The sequence below is a fragment of the Rhizobium sp. A22-96 genome (assembly GCF_053521805.1).
Genome location: NZ_JBNWDQ010000001.1, coordinates 1,290,134 through 1,310,731 on the forward strand (window position 1 = coordinate 1,290,134; position 20,598 = coordinate 1,310,731).

At 59.8% G+C, this 20,598-nt stretch carries 16 protein-coding genes; 3 read left to right on the plus strand and 13 right to left on the minus strand.

What is annotated here, in order from left to right; all coding sequences use genetic code 11:
* Window positions 1-43 precede the first annotated feature (43 nt).
* A complete protein-coding gene (locus ACQZ6F_RS05770) occupies window positions 44-1,243 on the plus strand; it encodes an ROK family protein (RefSeq protein ID WP_449093010.1) in 1,200 nt (399 codons plus the stop codon).
* 54 nt (window positions 1,244-1,297) lie between these two features.
* On the opposite strand, the gene ACQZ6F_RS05775 is transcribed toward ACQZ6F_RS05770, so the two are convergent.
* The 10 genes from ACQZ6F_RS05775 to ACQZ6F_RS05820 form a co-directional block, all read right to left on the minus strand.
* Window positions 1,298-3,031 (minus strand): pilus assembly protein TadG-related protein, encoded by a 1,734-nt coding sequence (locus tag ACQZ6F_RS05775; protein ID WP_449093011.1) that lies wholly within the window; start codon window positions 3,029-3,031, stop codon window positions 1,298-1,300.
* On the minus strand, window positions 3,031-3,453 hold the full coding sequence (locus tag ACQZ6F_RS05780) for a TadE/TadG family type IV pilus assembly protein (protein ID WP_068395620.1): 423 nt from the start codon (window positions 3,451-3,453) through the stop codon (window positions 3,031-3,033). Before ACQZ6F_RS05780 ends, ACQZ6F_RS05775 begins: the two co-directional genes overlap by 1 nt.
* A gap of 343 nt (window positions 3,454-3,796) precedes the next feature.
* On the minus strand, window positions 3,797-4,006 hold the full coding sequence (locus ACQZ6F_RS05785) for a hypothetical protein (protein ID WP_449093012.1): 210 nt from the start codon (window positions 4,004-4,006) through the stop codon (window positions 3,797-3,799).
* A 73-nt stretch (window positions 4,007-4,079) separates the two neighbouring features.
* Window positions 4,080-4,880: an ABC transporter permease gene (locus ACQZ6F_RS05790; protein WP_449093013.1), complete on the minus strand. Its 801-nt coding sequence runs from the start codon at window positions 4,878-4,880 to the stop codon at window positions 4,080-4,082.
* A complete protein-coding gene (locus ACQZ6F_RS05795) occupies window positions 4,877-5,731 on the minus strand; it encodes an ABC transporter permease (protein WP_449093014.1) in 855 nt (284 codons plus the stop codon). The genes ACQZ6F_RS05790 and ACQZ6F_RS05795 overlap by 4 nt, the downstream gene beginning before the upstream one ends.
* Before the next feature lie 103 nt (window positions 5,732-5,834).
* Window positions 5,835-7,007 carry an ABC transporter substrate-binding protein gene (locus ACQZ6F_RS05800; RefSeq protein ID WP_077471583.1) on the minus strand — a complete coding sequence of 391 codons (1,173 nt, stop codon included), beginning with the start codon at window positions 7,005-7,007 and terminating at the stop codon, window positions 5,835-5,837.
* A gap of 47 nt (window positions 7,008-7,054) precedes the next feature.
* Complete coding sequence (locus ACQZ6F_RS05805) at window positions 7,055-8,149, minus strand: ABC transporter ATP-binding protein (RefSeq protein WP_449093015.1); 1,095 nt, start codon at window positions 8,147-8,149, stop codon at window positions 7,055-7,057.
* A gap of 1 nt (window position 8,150) precedes the next feature.
* Window positions 8,151-10,214 carry a hydantoinase/oxoprolinase family protein gene (locus ACQZ6F_RS05810; RefSeq protein ID WP_449093016.1) on the minus strand — a complete coding sequence of 688 codons (2,064 nt, stop codon included), beginning with the start codon at window positions 10,212-10,214 and terminating at the stop codon, window positions 8,151-8,153.
* On the minus strand, window positions 10,211-11,890 hold the full coding sequence (locus ACQZ6F_RS05815; protein WP_449093017.1) for a hydantoinase B/oxoprolinase family protein: 1,680 nt from the start codon (window positions 11,888-11,890) through the stop codon (window positions 10,211-10,213). Before ACQZ6F_RS05815 ends, ACQZ6F_RS05810 begins: the two co-directional genes overlap by 4 nt.
* A gap of 114 nt (window positions 11,891-12,004) precedes the next feature.
* Window positions 12,005-14,602 carry a LuxR C-terminal-related transcriptional regulator gene (locus ACQZ6F_RS05820; protein WP_449093018.1) on the minus strand — a complete coding sequence of 866 codons (2,598 nt, stop codon included), beginning with the start codon at window positions 14,600-14,602 and terminating at the stop codon, window positions 12,005-12,007.
* 435 nt (window positions 14,603-15,037) lie between these two features.
* Between ACQZ6F_RS05820 and ACQZ6F_RS05825 the strand changes: the two genes are divergently transcribed.
* Window positions 15,038-16,333, plus strand: a complete 1,296-nt coding sequence (locus ACQZ6F_RS05825; RefSeq protein ID WP_449093137.1) for a DUF882 domain-containing protein — start codon at window positions 15,038-15,040, stop codon at window positions 16,331-16,333.
* Between the two features lie 132 nt (window positions 16,334-16,465).
* Here ACQZ6F_RS05825 and ACQZ6F_RS05830 read toward each other — a convergent pair whose 3' ends face one another.
* Together ACQZ6F_RS05830 and ACQZ6F_RS05835 are read right to left on the minus strand one after the other, a co-directional pair.
* Window positions 16,466-16,954: a RidA family protein gene (locus tag ACQZ6F_RS05830; RefSeq protein ID WP_449093019.1), complete on the minus strand. Its 489-nt coding sequence runs from the start codon at window positions 16,952-16,954 to the stop codon at window positions 16,466-16,468.
* Window positions 16,948-17,673 (minus strand): SDR family NAD(P)-dependent oxidoreductase, encoded by a 726-nt coding sequence (locus ACQZ6F_RS05835; protein WP_449093020.1) that lies wholly within the window; start codon window positions 17,671-17,673, stop codon window positions 16,948-16,950. Before ACQZ6F_RS05835 ends, ACQZ6F_RS05830 begins: the two co-directional genes overlap by 7 nt.
* A gap of 179 nt (window positions 17,674-17,852) precedes the next feature.
* Between ACQZ6F_RS05835 and ACQZ6F_RS05840 the strand changes: the two genes are divergently transcribed.
* Entirely contained in the window at window positions 17,853-18,755 is a 903-nt protein-coding gene (locus ACQZ6F_RS05840; protein ID WP_449093021.1) for a LysR family transcriptional regulator, read from the plus strand.
* 68 nt (window positions 18,756-18,823) lie between these two features.
* Here ACQZ6F_RS05840 and poxB read toward each other — a convergent pair whose 3' ends face one another.
* Window positions 18,824-20,560 carry a ubiquinone-dependent pyruvate dehydrogenase gene (gene poxB, locus ACQZ6F_RS05845; RefSeq protein ID WP_449093022.1) on the minus strand — a complete coding sequence of 579 codons (1,737 nt, stop codon included), beginning with the start codon at window positions 20,558-20,560 and terminating at the stop codon, window positions 18,824-18,826.
* Window positions 20,561-20,598: the final 38 nt, after the last annotated feature.

Consider the following 20,598-nt stretch of genomic DNA (forward strand, 5'->3'; position numbering starts at 1 on the left):
CTGATATAGGCTGGAATCAACGGGAAAATTGGACGGTGGGGCGTTGGCAGATCAGACGATAGCGAAATATCTGAACGAGTTGACTATCCTGACCATGCTTCGGGTCCAGGGACAGGCCAGCCGGATCGAGATCGCGCGGCACCTCTCCGTCACGCCCGCCACCGTGACCCGCCTGGTCAACAACCTCATCGAACAAAACCTCGTCCAGGACATCCAGTCGCCTGTTGCCAGCCGGCAGACCAATCGTGAGCCAGGCAGGCCTGCAACCAGTGTCACCCTGAATGCTTCCGGCGCATTCTTCTTCGGTGTCGAAGTCGGCGTCGACATATTGCGTTTCGCCCTGCTGGACCTGGCAGCCACAGTCATAGACGCAAGCGAGATACCGTTTCACAACCAGATGTCTCCCGAGCAGGTCGCCGGAGAGATTGCGCGGCAAGTCAACCGGCTCAAGGCCAATCCGATCTATCGCGAGCGCCTCAAAGGAATAGGTATTGCCTTTCCCGGCATCGTCCGCTCCGACGGCTTTATCGTGAACCTGCCGATCGTCGGATGGCGCGATATCGATTTCCCCAACCTCCTTTCCGAATTGATCGACCTGCCGTTTTTCATCGAGAACGACGCCAATGCCGGAGCCTTCGGCTGCACCTACAACGATCCTTCCCTGCCCAATAGCTGCAGCCTCTTTCTGAAGCTCGATGCGGGTTGCGGCGGTGCGGTCGTCGTCGACGGCAGGCTGCTGAGGGGAGCAAACGGTACGGCCGGCGAGTTTGGTCATCTCAGGCTCTCGGATGACGGTCCGCAATGCAGCTGCGGAAACAGGGGCTGCCTGGAAAGCAAGATCGGCCTTGGCGCCATCGCCCAGCAGTTCTTGGGAGCGCATAGTCTTTCCGATATCGAGCTTGCGCATCTTCCGAAAAGAATCGTCGAAGCTGCGCGCAGCAATGATACCCCGGCCATCGAGACAATGGATTCCTTCGTGCACTGGCTCGTTCTCGGCCTCGTCTCGCTCGTCAATCTCTACAATCCGAGCATTGTTCTCTTGGGCGGGCCGGTGGCCACGCTCGCAGAAGCAAACATCGACAAGATTTCACAGGGCGTGCGCGACGGTATCGTCACCGGCATCCCCGCCCCGACGGTGATGCTTTCCACGCTGGGTTCCTACGAAGGGGCGATAGGCGCAGCTTCGATTGCGCATCATCACGTGTTCGATATCTCGCGCGTCGGGATAATAGCGGCGCGCTAGACGGAGCCCGGTGCGAGTGCACCGGTACTCGGCCCATTTCAATCACGCCTGCCTTTATTGGACGAGAACGGGCTGCAGGCAGCGTGCGTCTGTGACTTGTATGTCCGCTTGCCCGACACCGATGCCGAGAAGTCCCAGCAGGTTATAGAGCAGCTGATCGACTGGAGCCGTGATAACGGAAAGCGTATCGGCAAGAGCGGACAATATCCCGCTCGGCGTACCGATGGTGATGATGAGAATTTGGATGGTGACGTTGGTATTCTTGAGCAGCGACGAGATCAGCGACGTCACGACATCTCGGGTCGAGACCGTCTTGATGGTGCCATTGGAGATTTCCGAAGGCTGAAACGTCACCCGCGTCGGCGTCATGTTGGCGATGTCGATCTGTGCGCTTGCAAGGACCCGCAGAAGCAGGGAATCGATGATGGCTGCCTGCGTGACCCTGGGCTTGGTGCCGAAATTCACGAAGGCCGTGGGGTCCACATCTCCGAGAGCTATTTCCGCAACCCCAGGCACGGCGTCTATGCCGACGACGGCGTTGGGCATATTGCCGCCGACACAGGTGATCGAGGCGAGCTTGGCCTCGGCGGGTGCCAGTTCGATATAGAGCGGTATTCTGAGCTTCAGCCCAGCAATGATCGACAATCCCGTGACGGCAACGTCGACCATGACACGCACTTGCGGCGTGCGAACGGTAGCGCCTGGCGCGCCCACCGCGAGGGATGGCGTCTGCTGCGCGATCTCGCCGACCGCCAATGTCATTGTGGCCGTCAAGAGACCGGGAAGTGCGGCGCCAAGGTCAATAGAGATCTGCCTTTGCTGATTGGCGGCCATGGCCGTCAACGACAGGAAATTCATCACGCTCATGTTGACGGACAGATTGGGGCCTGTCCCGACGATATTTTTACCGTCAGGTCCAAGATTCAGGAGATCCTGGAGCTTGAGGGTGACCTTCGTTTTGCCGAGCGACTTACCCAAATTGTTGATGATGGTAACGACCGCAGGGGAGAGGTTCGTGGATTTGCCGAGTGCGCCCAGAATTTTGTCGTAGGTGACATCGGTGGCCAACAAATCATTATAGCTGAGTGCCGTGAGATTGAGGTCCGTCGCCAGAAGATTGAGGAAGCTCAGAAGATTGATCTTCGCGCCGATGAGCGATTGATAGTCGACGAGCTTGAGCGATATTTTCGTTCCGAGAAGGGTCCCCAGAAGCTGGTTGAGAATACCGCCATCGAGGCTCGCCAGCCGCGACCCGACGGAAAAGGCGGCCAGGCGTTCGCTTGTGGCGGTACCCGTTGCACTGAGCGTCGGCGCATCTGCAAAGGCCGATGAGAAAGGCATCAGGGCCTTCTGAGTGAGTGTCACTTTCACGGAGTCGGCTGGAGTGCTACCCGAAGAAAAGCGGTTCGCGGGCGCGATCGATGTATCTGCCTTGTAGGTTCCGAGAACCATGTTGGCCAATGTTTCATATTGCCCTGAATTGGCGGCGGCAGACGTGATGGGCCCGTTGGATGTCAGATAGTTGCTACCCGTGGCAAGAGCGGCGGTGGTGCCGTTCGACTGAAGATTGGCAAGAAGCGTGCTGTTGGCGCTGGTAATATTCGAAGCGGCCGTGATGGCGCCGATATCGCTCAGCTGCTGCAGGCGCTGCTGCTGCAGCGTCATCATGCCGTAGTCGATGCCAAGGCCGAGGCAATAAAGGATCAGAGGCGAAACGAGCGCCGTGGTGATCGCGACGTTTCCGCGTCTGTCGCGCCAGAGGGCGACCCATTCGAAAAGCTTCTTCATCACAGCCCTCCAATCCGGATCGTGGAGTAGCGGCGGATCGTCTGATCCGGCATGACGAAGGTATAGAGGTTCCAGATCGGAAGAGCGGATGCGTCGTAACTGGCGCTGACAGTGAACTGATTGGCGTTCGCCGGATCTGTCGCGACGGTAACGGTCAGCTTGTCTTTCGTCAGGAAGGCATCGTTGATGGTCGAGCGCGTGACGAAATCCTGAACGAGCTGCGTTCGCTCAGTCGCAGAAATGCCCGCGACCGCCGTGCGTGCGGCGTCGGCCGTCAGCTGCTGGAGCGAATGGGCGGCGGTGAGATAGATTGCAAAAGCAATCAGCGTCAGAAGCATAAGCAGGAAAAGCGGCGCGATCAGAGCGAACTCGACAGCGGCTGTGCCTTCTTTGGCCCTGTTGAAATCAGAAACACGAATCATGGTCCTGGCTCCTTCGATCGGCTGGTCATCTATGATGATGACGATCCAGGAAACCTTAGATTGCGCGCGTTAATTTTATATTTCTAAATATACTATTTTCTAATGTTTTTACATCTAAAAGATATTGGTTTAATTGATATAAATTGTTGTCATTGCAGTATCTTGGTCACCCTTATCGAAAGAAGCGGTCTGTAAAAGCCGGGCGGCGGCGCTCGGGTGGGTTGTTCTTTTAAACGGCTTTGGCACGGGTACCGGTCGACTTCGGCAGAGCGCGGCCTGCGGCACGACATCGCGAGACAACGGGATGGGCACGCTGAATGGCATATGCCGTCATGACGGCAGCCTACTTCTTCTTTGGCGCCAGCTCCCACCAGCCCTGCGTATTCCTCACAAAACGGCGGTTTCCCTTGTAATAGCTCACGCAACCGGTCCGATCGACCTTGATCGAGGTCGGTATAGATTGTGCACTAATCTTGAGCCGCTCGACCATATCGAGCGCCTCTTGCCTTTTTCCGGCGCGGATCAGCGCCATCAGCTTGGACTCTTGTGTCATCCTCTATACTCCCGTTTATGGAGGATTAGGGGCAGGCGGATTTTGTGGTCCGTCAGTCGCATGTTCATATCGATCAACCCGGTCTGCGTTGCATGAGCAGCGCGCGCAGTGCCACCACCACCACGCAAACGCTGGAAATAAGAAAGATGGCCCCCGACATCGCATAAATGGTCGGTGACGCCCCGGCATTCATCTTGCCGAACAACACCACCGGCAACGTGTTTTGCCGCCCCGCCAGATAGAAGGCGCGCGTGAACTCGTTGAGGGACAGCAAAAACGAAAAGATGAAGGCGCTGACGAGACCCGGTCGGATAAGCGGCAAGGTGATGTCGCGGAATTGCCGGAAACGGCTGGCGCCGAGATCGTCGGCCGCCATCAGATAGGTCCGCTTGACGGCGGCAAAGCTCGTCAGAATGACGATGAAGGCAAAGGGCATCGCCCACAAAAGATGGCCGGCAATGACAGTCAGGGCCGAAGCCTTTACGCCAACCCGGCTGATGACCGTCGAGAGCGCCAGCCCCTGTATGACGCCCGGCACGAACATCGGCAAAAGCACGGTCAGGAACCAGATGCTGCGGCCGCGATGAAGCTCGCGATATGCCAGGGCCGCACCGAGCGACAACACCGTCGCAATGACCGCCGTAGCAAGAGCAATGATGAGCGACTGGCCAAGCGCGGCAATGAGTGCGCTTTCTCCACCAAGCGCAACATACCATTGCAGGGTGAGATCCGAGAAATGCGGCAGTCCGGGCTGCAGGGACGGATTGAACGAAACGCCCAGCAGATAGAGCGGCGGCGCGTAGATCACGGCCAGGCCGGCAATGGTCAGCGTCCATATGATGATGCGCGGGTTCGTTCCCTCTCTGACGATCATTGGCTGCGATCCTCGAACAGGGAGGAAAGGCCGAATATGGCGTCTCCGATGAGCACCAATCCGAAGACGATGACGAGCATGAGGGTCGAGATCGCAAAGGCGAGCGGGAAATTGGCGACACGCATGACATCGTTGATCATGATCGAGACGATGGATGCGCCGGCACCGCCGAGCATCTGCACCTCGGTCGAGGACCCCGCGACCATGACAAAGACGAACAGGAAGCCCGCGAAGACACCGGAATAGGTAAGTGGCAGCAATACCGTGCGCGCCATGGTCCAGAAGCCGGCACCAAGGTCACGTGCAGCCGCCATCGCCACTGTATCGACGCGACGCATGGAGAGCAGAACAGGGAAGGTTGCGAACGGCAGATAGGATGCAACAAGTCCGACAATGACGGCGAAATCGCTGAACAACAGCCAATCGAGCGGCGCGTCCGTGATCCCCGCCTGCATAAGCAGCGTATTGATAACGCCGGTGCGCCCAAGCAGCAACCGCCAGGAAAAGGAACGAATGAGATAGGAGGTGAAAAAAGGAATCGTCAGAAGTGCCGCAAGCACGACGGATAGTTTACGCCCGGCCAGAAAATACATCGCATAGGCCGTAGGATAGGCGATAACGAGGCAGATGCTGGCCGTCAGAAACGCCTTGCCAAGCGTGGAAAGAAACACGCTCCACCGCCCGGCTTCGAGGATAGCGCCATAGGCAGCCAGGCTGAATTCTGGCTTGATCCAGTAGGTTGCGGAATCCCAAGCGCAGAAGCTCCAGACCACAACGAGAACCAGCGGCGCGAGGCCAAGCACAAGAATGACCGCAAGCGGGGCAGCCAGCAATAGAACTGATGTCTTCATAATCTGCCTCCACTTCTATCCAGGTTCATCAGGTCGTCTCCATCGGCTCGGGGCCGACCTACCCTCTCGGGAAAACTGGCCAGCCCCGGTCCATCGCATCACATCAAGCGTTGCGCAGCTTCTGCCACCATTCTTCGTAGAGTTGGAAATTGTCCGGGCGGCAATTCTGCCAATAGACCTTGCCGGAGAACTTGGCCTTCACATGGTCGGCAAGCTTGGCAACGTCGTCGGCCTTGTATTCGTCCGGATGTGCCTTGGCATAAGCGAGGTTGTTGTCGGTCGGCACGAGATAGCCGCGCGCCTTGCCCAGTTCGCAACCATAGAGGCCAGCAAGCAGCGCATCGACGAACTTGTGGGCGACGTCGGCCTTACCGCGTTCTGCGGCGCCCTTGAGCAGGACCGTGTTGTTGCCCCAGCCTTCGTAACCTTCGACCGGCGCGGCATACTCCACCTGAAGCCCGCGCTTGCGGCCTTCGTAGACGATCGGCTCCCAGCCGGTCATCGCATCGACTTCCTCGTTGGCGACCAGCTGCACGCCCTGCTCCCAGCCATTCCAGAAGGTACGGAACTGGCCATCCTTCTTGTGCTTGATCAGGAATTCCATGACGAGGCCGAGTTCAGACTCGGAGAGATTGCCAGGATCCTTGATCGGCTGGTTCTCCGCGCCCTTAAGGTAGATGGCGGTGAAGATGGCGCTGTTGATCCAGGCATCTTCCATCGCGACCCGGCCCTTCAGCTTCGGATCGAAGATGACGCCATAGCTGTCGACCTTGCCGAGCTTGTCGGGACGATAGATGATCGAGTCGGCGTTGACGACCGTGGGGATGCCGTACTGCTTGCCCTCATAGGTCAAGGTCGGGATATCCTTGGCCCATTGCCAGATACCAGCAAAGTTGGGGATCTTTGAGACGTCCCAAGGAGCGATCAGCCCCTGCTTGGCGAGTTCGCGCTCGGCACCACCCTGAAAACCACCAACATCGAAAAGATCATTGGCATTGCCAGCGGCAAGACGCGCGACGACCGGGCCGACATCGTTACCATTGTCGGTAAATTCGGGCGAAACACCACTCTGGCGCGTAAATTCCTGCCACTTATCGCCGATGTCAAGCGTAGCCGTGCCCCAGAACGCAACCGTCGCATCGTCAGCCATGGCGCGCGTGGCGCCAAGCCCACCGACGGATAGCGCAGCCGCACCAGCACCCATCAGCTTCAGCATATCTCGACGCTGCAGATTGCTCCTCAAAGCGGAGGAGACGGGATCATTTCCTTTATTCATCATGTCATTCCCTTCCCTTATTTTCGCGTGTTTCAGCTATTCGGGTTCTACTCATCGCCTTCACTCAGGGCAGGTATTCCGGAACGATCAATCAAGAGCGCGCCACCCGGCTTCAGACGTACGCGCACGCTTCTGCCCGGCAAGGGCGGTACTGCATCCGCGCCGGTCGTCACCACCAAACGCTGGCTATCGGCGAAAGCGAGGGTAACGTCATGGCTGAGTCCGCGATAGATACTTTCGACAACCTTAAGTTCAATTGTTTCACTCGCATCTTCCCCTGCCGGGACGAGTTCAATCCGGTCGGGACGAATGGCAACGAGAGCATTGGCGGGCGCCGTGCCGGAAAATGTTGCATTCAGGTTCTGGCCGGCAATCACCGCCACGGCCCTGTCGCCCGAAATAGAGATGCTCTCAGGCTTCAACAGCGTATCGATGCCGACAAAACGAGCGACGAACGCATTGGCAGGAGCCTCGAAGAACCGCGCCGGCGCGTCTGTCTGCTCAATGCGGCCCTTGTGCATCACCGCCATACGGTCGGAGAGGCTAAGGGCTTCGTCCTGATTGTGGGTCACCAGAATGAAGGTCGCACCTGTTCGCTTGTGGAGCCGGCCAAACTCGTCGCGCATCTGCTGGCGCAGCCGTTCGTCCAGCCCGGTCAAGGGCTCGTCCAGCAGCAGAATACCGGGCTCCATGACAAGTGCCCGGGCAAGAGCCACGCGCTGGCGCTGGCCGCCCGAGAGAAGATTGACATCCCGATCCGCGAAGCCGGAAAGCTCGACCAGCTCCAGGGCGTCTTCGACCTTTGTCTTCAGCGCACCGCCGGATAGCCCACGCAATTTCAGCCCGTAACCAACATTCTGGGCCACGTTCATATGCGGAAAGAGCCCAAGCGACTGGAACACGGTGTTGACGGGCCGACGATTGGCAGGAACGCTCGCCATATCCTTTCCGTCAAAAAGAACGCGCCCGTCGGTCGGCTTGTCAAAGCCGCCGATCAGCTTCAGGAGCGAGCTCTTGCCACAACCCGACGAGCCAAGCAGGGTGAAAAACTCCCCTGCCCTGATATCGAGTGTGACGTCATCGACAGCGCGCACCGGCCCGTAGCTCCTGACGATATGGTCGAGACCGATCGCTATCGCCATATCAGACATGTCCCCCATCAGATTCACGGATGAGCAGCAGTCCTTCGTCGGTCACTTCCAGTTCCTGTCCGGCAACGACAAGCGACGTCGCCGTTGCCTCTTCGACGATAAGCGGGCCAAAGACGCCCTTCAGCGGCGGCAGCTTCGTGCGCTCGTAAACCGGGCAGGATACCCAGCCTGTTTCTCCACCGAAATAGACTTGGCGCTCACCCTTGAAGGCAGCGTCGAGCGAGCGATCCGCCAATGTCAGCTTCGGAATGGCAATGACCGGACCATGCAACACCGCCTCGAGATGGATCATGGTGATCTCGATCGGCGAAGCCGGAAGGCGGAAGGCGTAGGCACGCTCGTGAGCCGCGTGGAAGCGCTCTGCGAAGCTTCCGACATCGTCATCGAGCTCGAAGCGAGCGAAGACGCCGTGTTCCTGGCCACGATACCGGGCTTCCACTCGGCAGGCATAGCGTATGTCGGCGCCATTACCCTTGGCGAAATAGGCAACGGCATCACGCTTCAGCTCGTCGAAGCGCCGCTTCAAATCGCTGACCGCCTGCGGCACGAGAGGCGAGAACCAGGTGCTGCGAAAATCTGCCCGCGGCTCGGCCGCAAGCATACCCCAAGCCGAGAAAATACCGGGATGTGGTGGCACCACCGTCATCTGCACGCCGAGGTCGCGCCCGAGGCGCGCAGCCAGCGCCGGCCCGGCGCCGCCGGAGATGACAAAGGCGGCATCGCGCGGATCGTGTCCGCGCTGAACGGTGACGAGCTTCAAAGCATTGATCATCGAGGCATGAGCGATCTCGACGATGGCCAGCGCTGCATCCTCGACCGAAAGCCCGAGCGGTTTGGCGACGGTCGCAATTGCGGCAGCCGCCTTGCCCTTGTCGAGCTGCATCTGGCCATCGGCAAAACTTGCCGGATCGAAGATGCCGAGCGTCAGCAGTGCGTCGGAAAGCGTCGGCTTGTCACCACCCCGACCGTAGCAGGCAGGTCCTGGCGTCGAGCCGGCACTTTCTGGGCCGACACGCAGCGCACCGCGCTCGTCGACACGGGCGATGGAGCCGCCGCCGGCGCCGATTTCGACGATATCGACGACCGGCACCTGCACGGGATAGCCCGGAACGATGCGGGTGTGTTCGAGCTTGTACTCGCTGTCTAGCGTCGGTCGGCTGTCGTGAATCAACGAGCATTTCGCCGTCGTGCCGCCGACATCGAGCGAAAGCACTTCCGACTGGCCGAGCAGCGTACCGATGCGCGCAGCACCCGCGACGCCACCGGCAGGGCCTGACTCGACCAGTGTCAGCGGGCTCATCTGCGCCTGATCGAAGGTCGAGATACCGCCGTTGGACTGCATGGCGTAGTAGGGGCAGGAGAGATCGCGCTCGGTCAACGCGCTCTCGAGCCTTGCGAAGTAACGCTTGATGATCGGCTGCACATAGGCATTGAGTACGGCGGTATTGGAGCGCTCATATTCCCGCCACTGGCGGGAGACCTCGTGGCTGGCGCAGATCGTCACGTCTGGGAGGGCCTCTGCCAGGGCCTTCGCGCAGGCAATCTCATGGCTGGGATTGACATAGCTGTGGAGGAAGATGACAGCGATAGCCTCGACATTGCGCGCCCGGCATTCGCGAATGATCGGCTCGAGATCGCCAAGCTCGATCGCGGTCAGCACCCGTCCCTTGGCGTCCAGGCGCTCGCGCACTTCGAAGCGCAGGCTACGGGGCACGAAGGGTTCCGGGCTTTTGAATTGGAGATTGTAGAGATCGGGGCGGTTGCCGCGACCTATTTCCAGAACATCGCGAAAGCCTGCCGTGGTGACAAGGGCGGTCTTGACGCCTTTGCGCTCGGTGATCGCGTTGATGACGGTCGTGCCGCCATGGGCAAAGAAGATGACGTCGCGGGTGGAAAGCCCATCCTTCCGTTCGGCAAGATCGATGGCCGAAAGCACGCCTTCGGATTGGTCATGCACGGTCGTCAGGCTTTTGGCCGTGAAAATCTCACCAGTGCGCTCGTCATAGCCGACGAGGTCGGTAAAGGTACCGCCTACATCCGTCGCCAGCCTGATCATCCCGCCATCCTCTCATCAAACCCATACAGGTTCCGCGCCGTCTCCTTGGAGATGTAACCGTCTTCGACGTCACGACGGACATGCTCGGCCTCGCGAGAACGTGCCTCGCCCCAGCCGCCACCGCCACCGGTAATGATGCGCACGAGGTCACCGCTTTTGAGCGCAATATGCGGTTCCCGGCCGAAATTGCTGACCTGGCCTGCAGAATCTTCCACCTGCAACAGATTTGGCGTGCCTGGAGCCCCGCCTTCGATCCCCCAGGGTGGTGTTTCCGTCCGCCCGAAGCTGCAATAGGCCGATGCGCCGTCCGCCAGAACTTCATAGTCGCGAATGACACCGAAACCGCCACGGCGGCGACCAGCACCCGATCCACCTTCTAGATTGAGCGCGTAGCGACGCACCATCAGCGGGAACCGTGCCTCGATGACCTCGACGGAATAGTTGTAGGTGTCACCGTCGGTGAGCGCGATCAACGCGTTTGCGCCGTCCGCGTCCTTGCTAGCCCCCCAGCCGCCATGTTGCGGTTCGATATGGATGAACGGCTGCCCCGCCGCATCCTTACCGGAGATGTAGACGACGCAGAGGCTCGTGTAGGAGCCGGCCGAGAACCGCTCCGGCATCAGCCCGGCAAGCGCCTTCCAGACGAGCTCAGAGGCATGGACGGAGCCCTCATAGTACCAACCCGTGGGAGAAGGCTTCTCTGCGGTGAAAACCGATCCCTGCGGTGCAATGACGTCCAGTGGCCGAAACCAGCCTTCGTTGGAAGGTGCCTGCGGCGCCACCAATGCCTTGAATATGGTGCGTACGGCCGATTGCAGCGCCCCTGCCGCACAATTGATCGGCCCCGCCACTGCCGGCGGGCAGCCTGTAAAGTCGGCGGTCAAACGATCGCCTGCAATGGTCACGGCCATCCGGACCTCGATAGGGTCGGTGGTAACGCCATCGCCGTCGATGATGTCTCGGGACTCATAGACCCCGTCCGGCAAAGCGGCGATGGCAGCACGCGCCTGCTTTTCGCTCATCGCAAGAAGGTGATCGAATGCAGCCTCGACGACTGCCGTACCGTATTTCCGTGCGAGTTCGCCCATCCGGCGGGCTGCGACGCGAACCGTGGCCACCTGCGCGGTCAGGTCGCCGATGGCGATATCGGGCAGACGAACATTTTCACGGATGATGCGCAGGACCTCGCCGGAGAAACGGTCGTTGCGCACGACCTTGACGCCCGGCAGCCTCAGCCCTTCCTGAAAGACCGAGGTGGCGTTGGGCGCAAGCGAGCCGGGAACCGAGCCGCCGACATCGAGATAATGGGCAACATTGATGGCATAGGCCAGGATCCGCCCATCGAAAAAGATCGGCTTGACGATGGCAAAATCGCAGGCATGCGTGCCGCCCGAATAGGGATCGTTGGTGAGCAGAATATCACCGTCTTCGAGATCGTCGCCATAAAGCGCAATCAGCGATTTGACCTGTGTGCCGAAGGTGCCGGTGAACAGCGTGATGCCGTTCATCTGTGCCACCAGCTCTCCCTCACGGGTGAGCAGACCGCAGGCGAAATCCAGCACCTCATAGATCACAGGGCTCATCGAGGTCCGGGCCATCACAACGCCCATCTCGTCGACGGTTGCAGCCAGCTTACCCTCGATAATCTCCTGGGTCACTGGATCGACGATGACCACGAATCTACCCCCGTTATTATATTCGCACGAGCGCAGATTAGGTGTTTTTTTCTTCCCCGATAGCCTTCCCGATGGGTGGGTGAGCGAATCATACCCTACCCGTTCGGGTAGGTATCAGTTCAACATGCCCTTTTGTCGTGCTGCCGTCACCGCGGCCGTGCGCGTCGAGACGTTGAGCTTGGCAAAAATATTGCGCAGGTGGAACTTGATCGTATTGTCGGAAAGCGACAGCGTGCGGCCGATTTCCTTGTTGGAAAGCCCCGCGGTGAGCAATTCCATCACCATGCGCTCGCGCCCGGTAAACGACGACAGATCCTCGTCCGGGGCAGGCTGCTGGTTTGCACCGGCGCTATTCAATAGGGCCTGAACGCGTTTGCGGGTGACAGTGGCAACGCTTGGATGATTGGCAAGCGCACGGAGCTCTTCCAGCCCGGCTGCACGATCGAGATGGAGAAGCGCGCGGTAGTCGCCGAGCGGTGTGGTCACCACAAGATCGGAAAGGCGCGCGGCTGCAATCTCACTGCGGCCCTCGGCAATCAGGATCCCGATTTCGAGGAGCGCAAGCTCGATGGTGCGCGGGACATGCGGGCGCTGGGCCTGACGCGTCGTGAGCTGATCAAACACCTCGCGCGCCTTGGCAACTTCGCCAAGCGCCAAATAGGCACGCGTCCAGAAGATAGCCGGCGTCGCCCCGCGCAAGTGGATGGACAGCATGTTGGCGCGATCCGAAGTGATCGCCTGTATGCCGAATCCGCTGGCCTCGGCATGACGGATTGCCTGGTCGAGATCACCCGACTCCATCAGAAGCATTGCCCGCTCGCGATCTATCAGGCGGGTAAGCCGGTCGAAACCGCGGCGGCGCGCCACCGCACGGATGCGATCCATGGCCGCGTGGGCAGCCAGGACATCGTCGCGCATTCGCAGCGTCCGCTGTTCGGCCATGAACCCGGCGGCGAGAAGATCGAACCATGTATCATGGCGCTCAAGATGCGGCAGCGCCCATCCCAACATGTCGGCAGCGGCTGCGGTTTCGCCGCGCATCGAAAGAATTTCGGCCTTCAACACCTGGCCGACGGCGTCCAGATCGCTGCCCGCAGCGATGTTGGTTTGCGCCTCGGCGATCAGGTCGTCATAGGCGGAGAGTGCGCTTGCACTATCCCCCGAAAGAAAGAAGGCCTGACCGATATGCGTGTAGAGATGCATGGCGCCGAAATCGGCGCCACCGTCGCGAAAGGCGCGAATGGCCAGATGGCCATAGTGCAATGCCCGATCAAGCTCGCTGCGGATCAGGAAATTGTAGGAAAGCATGTTGAGCGCCAGCGCCCGATGGATGAGTTCCATTCCGTCGGGTTGCTGCAGATCATTTTCCAGCGCGGAAAGATCGGCAGCGCTCGCCCAGTGATCGGTATAAAGCGCAAGCAGGATGCGTACCACGCGCAGATCCTTTGCCAGGATCTCATCGCCCGCGGCGGCGCGCTCTACGATGACAAGATAATGATTGGCGGCGGCAAGCTGGGCAGCCTTGGCATTGAAAATCGAAAGCCCGAGGGTAGCGAGCGGAAACCGGCTGAGATCAATCTCCGAGGCTCGCCCGCTCAACGCCTGGAAGAGCGTCGCACCGCCACGCGTCGTGGCATAGACCCGCCGCCAACCGCCGGCTCGCTCCACGATACTTGCCGCAAGATTGGCGTCACCGGCTGACAACGCGTGCTGTACTGCCCGGTCGATATCACCCTGAACCTCGAACCAGCGCGCTGCCCGGTTCAGCACGCGTTTGGCGTCAACGCCCCTGCGGCTGGCGGTTTGCTTGAGGAATTCGTTGAAGACCGGGTGGAAACGCATCCAGTTGCCCGGCCCGGCAAGCAGCGTGACAGGAAGGGCATATTCGTTCAGGCGCTCGATCCAACCTACCCTCTCCCCGCTTTCCAATACCGCCTCGAGCAGCGAATGATTGAAAGCAGGCAGCGCGGCGATCTCGGTCAGAAACTGGCGGATCTCCTCAGGCAGATGCTCGAATACCTGCTCGGAAAGATAGGATCCCATATCCGCGCCGCCGCCATCGAAAGAGGCGAGGATCGTGTCGCTTTCCTCCGATTCCGAGACAAGCAGACTCACCATCTGCAGCGCGACGGCCCAGCCTTCGGTCCGGCGGTTAAAGGAACCGACCTGCTCTTCGGTCAGGCGGGTCCCCTTGCCGGCAAACAATTCCCGCGCTTCGGCATCGGAAAAACCGAGTTCGGCGACGCCGAATTGCTTGAACTCGCCACGAAGGCGCAATGCCGACAATGGAAAACGCGGCGGACTGCGGCTTACCAGCACCAATTTCACATGTTCGAGCGAAAGATCGGCGAGGATCTTCGCCATCAGCGCCTCGGTGGCATCCGTCTGGGCGAAGTGATAATCGTCGAGGAAGATCACGAGCGGCCCCGGGATCTTGCGCAGCCTCGTCGTGAGTACGGAGAGGAGCGCCGCTGCCGGCAGATTGCCCGCATCCGCTCCGTCCTCGTCCAGAAGCGTCTGCAATGCATCGATCAGAGCCAGCAGAAAGGCTTCCTGGCTCGTGTGCTCGGCATCGAGCGACACCCAGCACAGATTGACTCCATCATCCTTCAGCAATTCGTACCATTGGACGGCGAGCGAGGTCTTGCCGTAACCCGCTGGCGCCACGATGGTCGTCAAACGGCGCAGCCCGACACGCCGGAGCTGCCGCAACAGGTCGCTTCGTTTAATGGTTTGCTGTCCGCTGGACGGAGGAGCAAATCGATTCTGTCCGTTCATGCGCGGGATGATGCTGTCTCGGCAGGCAGTTTGCAACCCACGCGAAAACGTTTGCATAGCTACGGATTTTTCTATTTCAGCCGCCATCGTAACGCCACAAGCTGCATGTTTGTCCACGGCTGCAGTTATGATCGAAGCCACTTCCCAGTACCCTCCCCAAAAGCCGGCACCAGCAGATGCGAATGCCGCTCAGGCGGGCGATATCTCGGGGCAATCGGCCGTAAACGGTCCGTTAGGGATTTATTGACCATAATTGGAGGTACAACGATGCCGCAGGCGCGGCGCCTCTGATTTCTGTGTCTATTAGCAAGGGCGAAAGTCGTATCCGTGCATCAAGCGATCTTCTCCATTCCGGCCGCAACTTTCACCATGGCTTTCTCCTTCGTCGCCTGCCGGGTGGCATTGGTTATGATGCTGGTGCTTGGTGCGCTGGCGGGATCCGCCCAGGCCGCGTCTGACGACCGCGCCCTCAAGCTGTTTTTCACGCACACGGGAGAGAGGGCGACCATCGTCTTCAAGCGCGGCGGCAAATACGATCCGCGGGGCCTCGCCCAGATCAACCGCTTCCTGCGTGACTGGCGCAAGAACGAGCCGACCAAAATGGATCCGGAACTGCTTGATCTTGTCTGGGAAGTCTATAACCGCAGCGGAGCGAAAGACACAATTCACGTCGTGTCGGCCTACCGCTCCCCATCTACCAATGGCATGCTGCGCAATCGCTCGCGCAGCTCCGGCGTCGCAAAGCACAGCCAGCACACGCTCGGCAAGGCGATGGACTTCTATATCCCCGGCGTAAAGCTTGCCACCTTGCGCGCCATTGCCATGCAGATGCAAATCGGCGGCGTTGGCTTTTATCCCAACTCCGGATCCCCTTTCGTGCATCTGGATGTCGGCAGGGTCCGCGCCTGGCCGAGAATGTCGCGCCCGGAACTGGCGCAGCTTTTTCCGAATGGCCGGACACTCCATGTCCCCGCCGATGGCAGGCCATTGCCGGGTTATGAAGTCGCTATTGCACAATCGAGAAAGCGCCCGAGCCTGACCACGAGCAAGATTGCACCCGCTGTCGATGATGATGATGACGACGCCGGATCGCCGGTGGCATCCGCTGCGGCCGCCACCAATACGAGCCTCCTGACCAGCATGTTGCCGACACCTCGAAGCCGGGCCGTCAACGGGCTGGAGCTTCAGCTCGGCAAACGCGTGGCCGAAGAAAACAAGATTGCACCTTTCACTGATCTGGCAACCTATACCGTGCCCCTGCCGGCCTCACGACCGATCAGCATCGCAGTGATTCCGACTGCCGCTCCCGATAGGCCACCGGCGATGGTTCTGGCGAGCCTGGTGGTGGGACGGAGCGATGCGGGCAATTTGCTCGTTGCCGACCACTCGAAGAATTCGAACAGCAGTGCCATCGCAAAGATGCAGCCGATCGCAGACCTGCCCAGCTCCGCCGCACAGGACGTATCGGGTGGCGTCGGCGCCATGTCCACCGGCGCTATTGTCGCCTGGGCGCTCCAGCCTCCGGGCACGGCTGTCGACATGAAGCTTCCGACCTTTGTCAGCACGCCAATCCTCTTTGAGGAAGATATGGCCGATATCCGGAATAGTGGGGCCGGCTTTGACGACGATGATTTCGACGTCGAACGGTTCGGCTTCGAAGGTTGAGTAGAGAAATCATCTGACAGTGCTTCAAAGCGCCAAGCCCAGCAAGCCGGCGCAAGTCAGCAGAACTGCCTCGGTACAGTCAAATCACGGGTAAGCCCCGACCGGCCACAATGGCCAACCGGGGCGTAAATTTCAGTCCGCAACCTCGAGAACAAGCTCGATCTCGACCGGCATGCCAAGCGGCAGGCTTGCAACCCCAAGAACCACTCGGCCCGACAGCATCTCTGCGCCGAAGACCTTGAGTAGGAGCTCAGACGCCCCATCCGCCACTTTCGGATGGTCCCGAAAATCTCCCTCGGTCGCAATATAGACCCCGAGCTTGGCGACACCCACCACCTTATCGAGCGACCCAAGATGGTCCTTGATGGCAGCCAACCCGCTCAAGGTGGCGACTTCCGCGGCCTTTCGTCCATCGTCGCCTGACAACACGCCGCCGACACGACCGATGTATTGCGGCTTGCGATCGATGACAGGCAGCATTCCACTGAGGAATAGCAACTTTCCCATCTTCACAGCCTCCACATAGGCGCCGAACGGTGTTGGGGGCGGAGGAAGCGTAATGCCGAGATCATTCAGCCGCTGCTCTGCGCCAGCGGCCGGCGCTGTGCCCGCGCTCACCATTTGCCCAAATGTGCGCCGCCGTCGACGTGCAGCACCTCCCCGGTTATGCGCGGAGCCTCGGTCAGGAAGAGGACGGCATCGGCGATTTCCTGGACATTGGAGATGCCGTGCATCGGCGACATCGTGTTCAGGAAATCCCGCGGATTATCCTTGTGAAGCGGTGTATCGACAACGCCGGGCGCCACGGTGTTCACGCGAATTCCCTCCTTTGCGTATTCAAGCGCAATATTCTTGGAGAGGGCTTCAATGCCGCCCTTGGTCGCCATTGCCACGGAGGCGTTGATGCCGAGTATCGGATGATCGACCAGCGGCGTCGTGATGCTGACGATGCTGCCGCCGCTCTTCTGCGCCAACATCTGGCGAACAACCAATTGCGACAGGTGGATGAAACCCTCCAGGTTCGTCGAGGCGAGCTTGCGGTAATCGTCGAAGGTATAATCGACGAACGGCTTGGTGAAGAAAACGCCTGCATTGTTGACCAGAGCGTCGATCGTCCCGAACTGGCCGAGCGCGGCCTCGACGACGCGTTGCGCCGTGGCAGGATCGGCAATGTCACCATCCACACGCGCCAGCCTGTCGGAGGCCCTGATTTCGTTGGTCTCAGTAACCCGCCGCGACGTCGCGACGACATTATAGCCGCGATCAAGGAAGGCGTTGGCAAGACCTGCACCAATGCCCTGCGAGGCACCGGTAATGAGTACCGTTTTTGCTGTTTGCATTGTCGTTCTCCGTTTCACAAAGCAACCTCACCGCCATGCGCCGGCCCCAAGGGCCGGATCGATCGAGAGGGGATGAGGTGGTTGGCTTGCTCTCGTGAAGGGGAATATGCCCATTTCGGCTTTATGCGATTAGATGGAAATATCTGGAATCAATTTTCCATTCATGCAAAAATAATGGCATGACCGATTTGAATGACATCGCGATCTTTGTGAAGGTAGCGCAGTTAGAAAGCTTCAGCCGGGCGGCACATGCGCTAGGAATGCCGGTCTCGACGGTCAGCCGCCGGGTGACAGCGCTTGAGGAGCAGCTAGGCGTGACGCTTCTGCAGCGGACGACGCGCAAGCTGAACCTCACGGTGCAGGGGCGCGCTTATTTCAACCAATGTAGCGAGCCGCTTGGCAATCTCTACGATGCCGAACGGGTGCTGGTTCAATCCCAGAGGAATCCCGAGGGCCTGCTGCGGATTTCGGTGCCGGTGGTTTTAAGCCAGGAACCGTTCTATGAATTCGTTTCATCGTTCCTGAAGAGCTATCCGCGCATCCAGATAGACCTCTTCATCACCAATACCTTCATTGACCTGATTGCTGAAAATGTCGATCTCGCCATCCGTTTTGGCGAACTGCAGGATTCGACGATGATCGCGCAACGCCTCGGCAAAAGCGTCCGCTATGTGGTCGCAACGCCTGATTATCTCGAGGGTCGCGCCCGGCCCATCGAACCTGAGGATCTGCGTCAGCACCAGTGCGTCCTCATGAACAGCCGCAACAACGAAGCCGAATGGCATCTCGTCAGCGGCCGCAAATCGGCGAAAGTCCAGGTTTCGGGACCAATTTCCAGCCGCGATTTCCAGTCCGTAAGCGCATTCACTTACAAGGGGCACGGTATAGGCCTGTTATCGTCGAACTATTGCGACGACCGGATCGAGCGCGGCGAACTCGTTCGCCTTCTGCCAGAATGGACATCACCCGAAATCTTCGTGCACGCGGTCTATCAGACGCGACGCTTCATCCCCTCGAAGCTGCAGGTCTTTCTCGATGAATTGAAGGCGTGGAAATCACCGCTCTGGATCCCGCTTCGCTGACTCTCGCTCAGCCAAATCGGGCCGGGTAGGACGAGGCTGATGCTTCATCCCACCACGCCCGCCTTGTCTCAACGCCAGAGATTGGTGCGAGCAAGCTCGACGAGTTCGTCGCCGCGACCGCTGAACACCGCCTTGACCATATAGAGGCTGAACCCCTTCGCCATCTCCGCGCTGATCGAAGGCGGGATCGGCAGTTCGGTGCGCGCAACGACGGCATCGACCAGAACCGGCCCATTATGAGCAAGCGCCTTGGCAATGCCGCTGTCGACATCGGCGGGATCTTCGATGCGGATGCCCTTGATGCCGATCGCCTCGGCCATCGCCGCGAAGTTCGGGTTTTTCAGCTCCGTGCCCGTCGGCAGGAAGCCCACCGACTTCTGTTCGACCTCGATAAAGCCCAATGCGCTGTTGTTGAAGACCACTATCTTTGCGGGCAGGCCGAGCTGCGCGAAGGTGAGAAAATCGCCCATCAGCATGGCAAAGCCGCCATCTCCCGAGAGCGAAATCACCTGACGTTCGGGAAAGGCGGCCTGCGCGCCGATCGCCTGCGTCATCGCATTGGCCATGGAGCCATGGCGGAACGATCCGATCAGCCGCCGCTTGCCGTTCATGGCCAGATATCGCGCCGCCCAGACAGTCGGAAGGCCAACGTCGCAAGTGAATACCGCATCTTCGGAGGCGTGATCGCTGATAGCCTTGGCGATCTGCTGAGGATGGATCGGCTTCTTGCCGGGCCTGCCCGTCGCTAATGCGTCGAGCTCCTTGCGGCTCTTCTTGTAGTGCGCGATCGACTGATCCAGATGGGCACCATCCGCCTTCTGCTGCAGGTGCGGCAACAGTGCCTCGATCGTCGCCCTGACATCGCCGACCAGCCCGAGGTCGACGGGCGCCCTGCGGCCGATATTCTCAGGCCGGATGTCGACCTGAGCGATCCGCGTGGAGGATCCCGCGGGATAGAACTGGCGATACGGAAAGTCGGTGCCGAGCATCAACAGCACATCGCAATCCATCATGGCGTAATAGCCCGACGAAAAGCCGATCAGCCCCGTCATGCCGACATCGAAGGGATTGTCCCATTCGATATGCTCCTTGCCGCCAAGCGCATGAACGATCGGCGCCTTCAGCCGTCCGGCAATCGCCACCAGCGCATCGTGAGCCCCTTCGCAACCCGCGCCGCCAAGGATAGTGATGCGCGCGTCGCTATTCAGAAGCTCGGCCAGCTTGCTCACTTCTTCTGCCGCCGGCACGACGATGGGCTTGCGCGGAAGCAGGCCGCCGACTCGCGGCCGCTCTGGTCCCTCGGCCTTCTGCAGCGCGACGTCGCCGGGCATGACGATGACGGAGACACCCGATTTCCCGATTGCCTGCCGGATTGCGATTTCGAGCACCCGCGGCATCTGCTGGACGCCGGAGACAAGCTCGCAATAATGGCTGCATTCGCGGAACAGCTCCTGCGGATGCGTCTCCTGAAAATAACCTGAGCCGATCTCAGCCGACGGGATCTGGGCAGCGATCGCCAGCACGGGAACGCGCGAGCGATGCGCATCGAACAGGCCATTGATGAGATGCAGGTTGCCCGGCCCGCAGCTTCCCGCACAAACGGCGAGAGTGCCAGTCAGGTGGGCTTCGGCTGCCGCGGCGAAAGCGGCGGCCTCCTCGTGTCGCACATGGACCCACTCGATTCCGCCATGACGCCGAACCGCATCCGTCAGACCGTTGAGGCTATCGCCGACGACGCCGTAGATACGCTTTACCCCGGCTGCGGCCAATGTTGTAACGAACTGGTCAGCGACAGTCTGTGCCATTATCGATACTCCCTTCGGGTGTGCCCGGTTTTCATCTC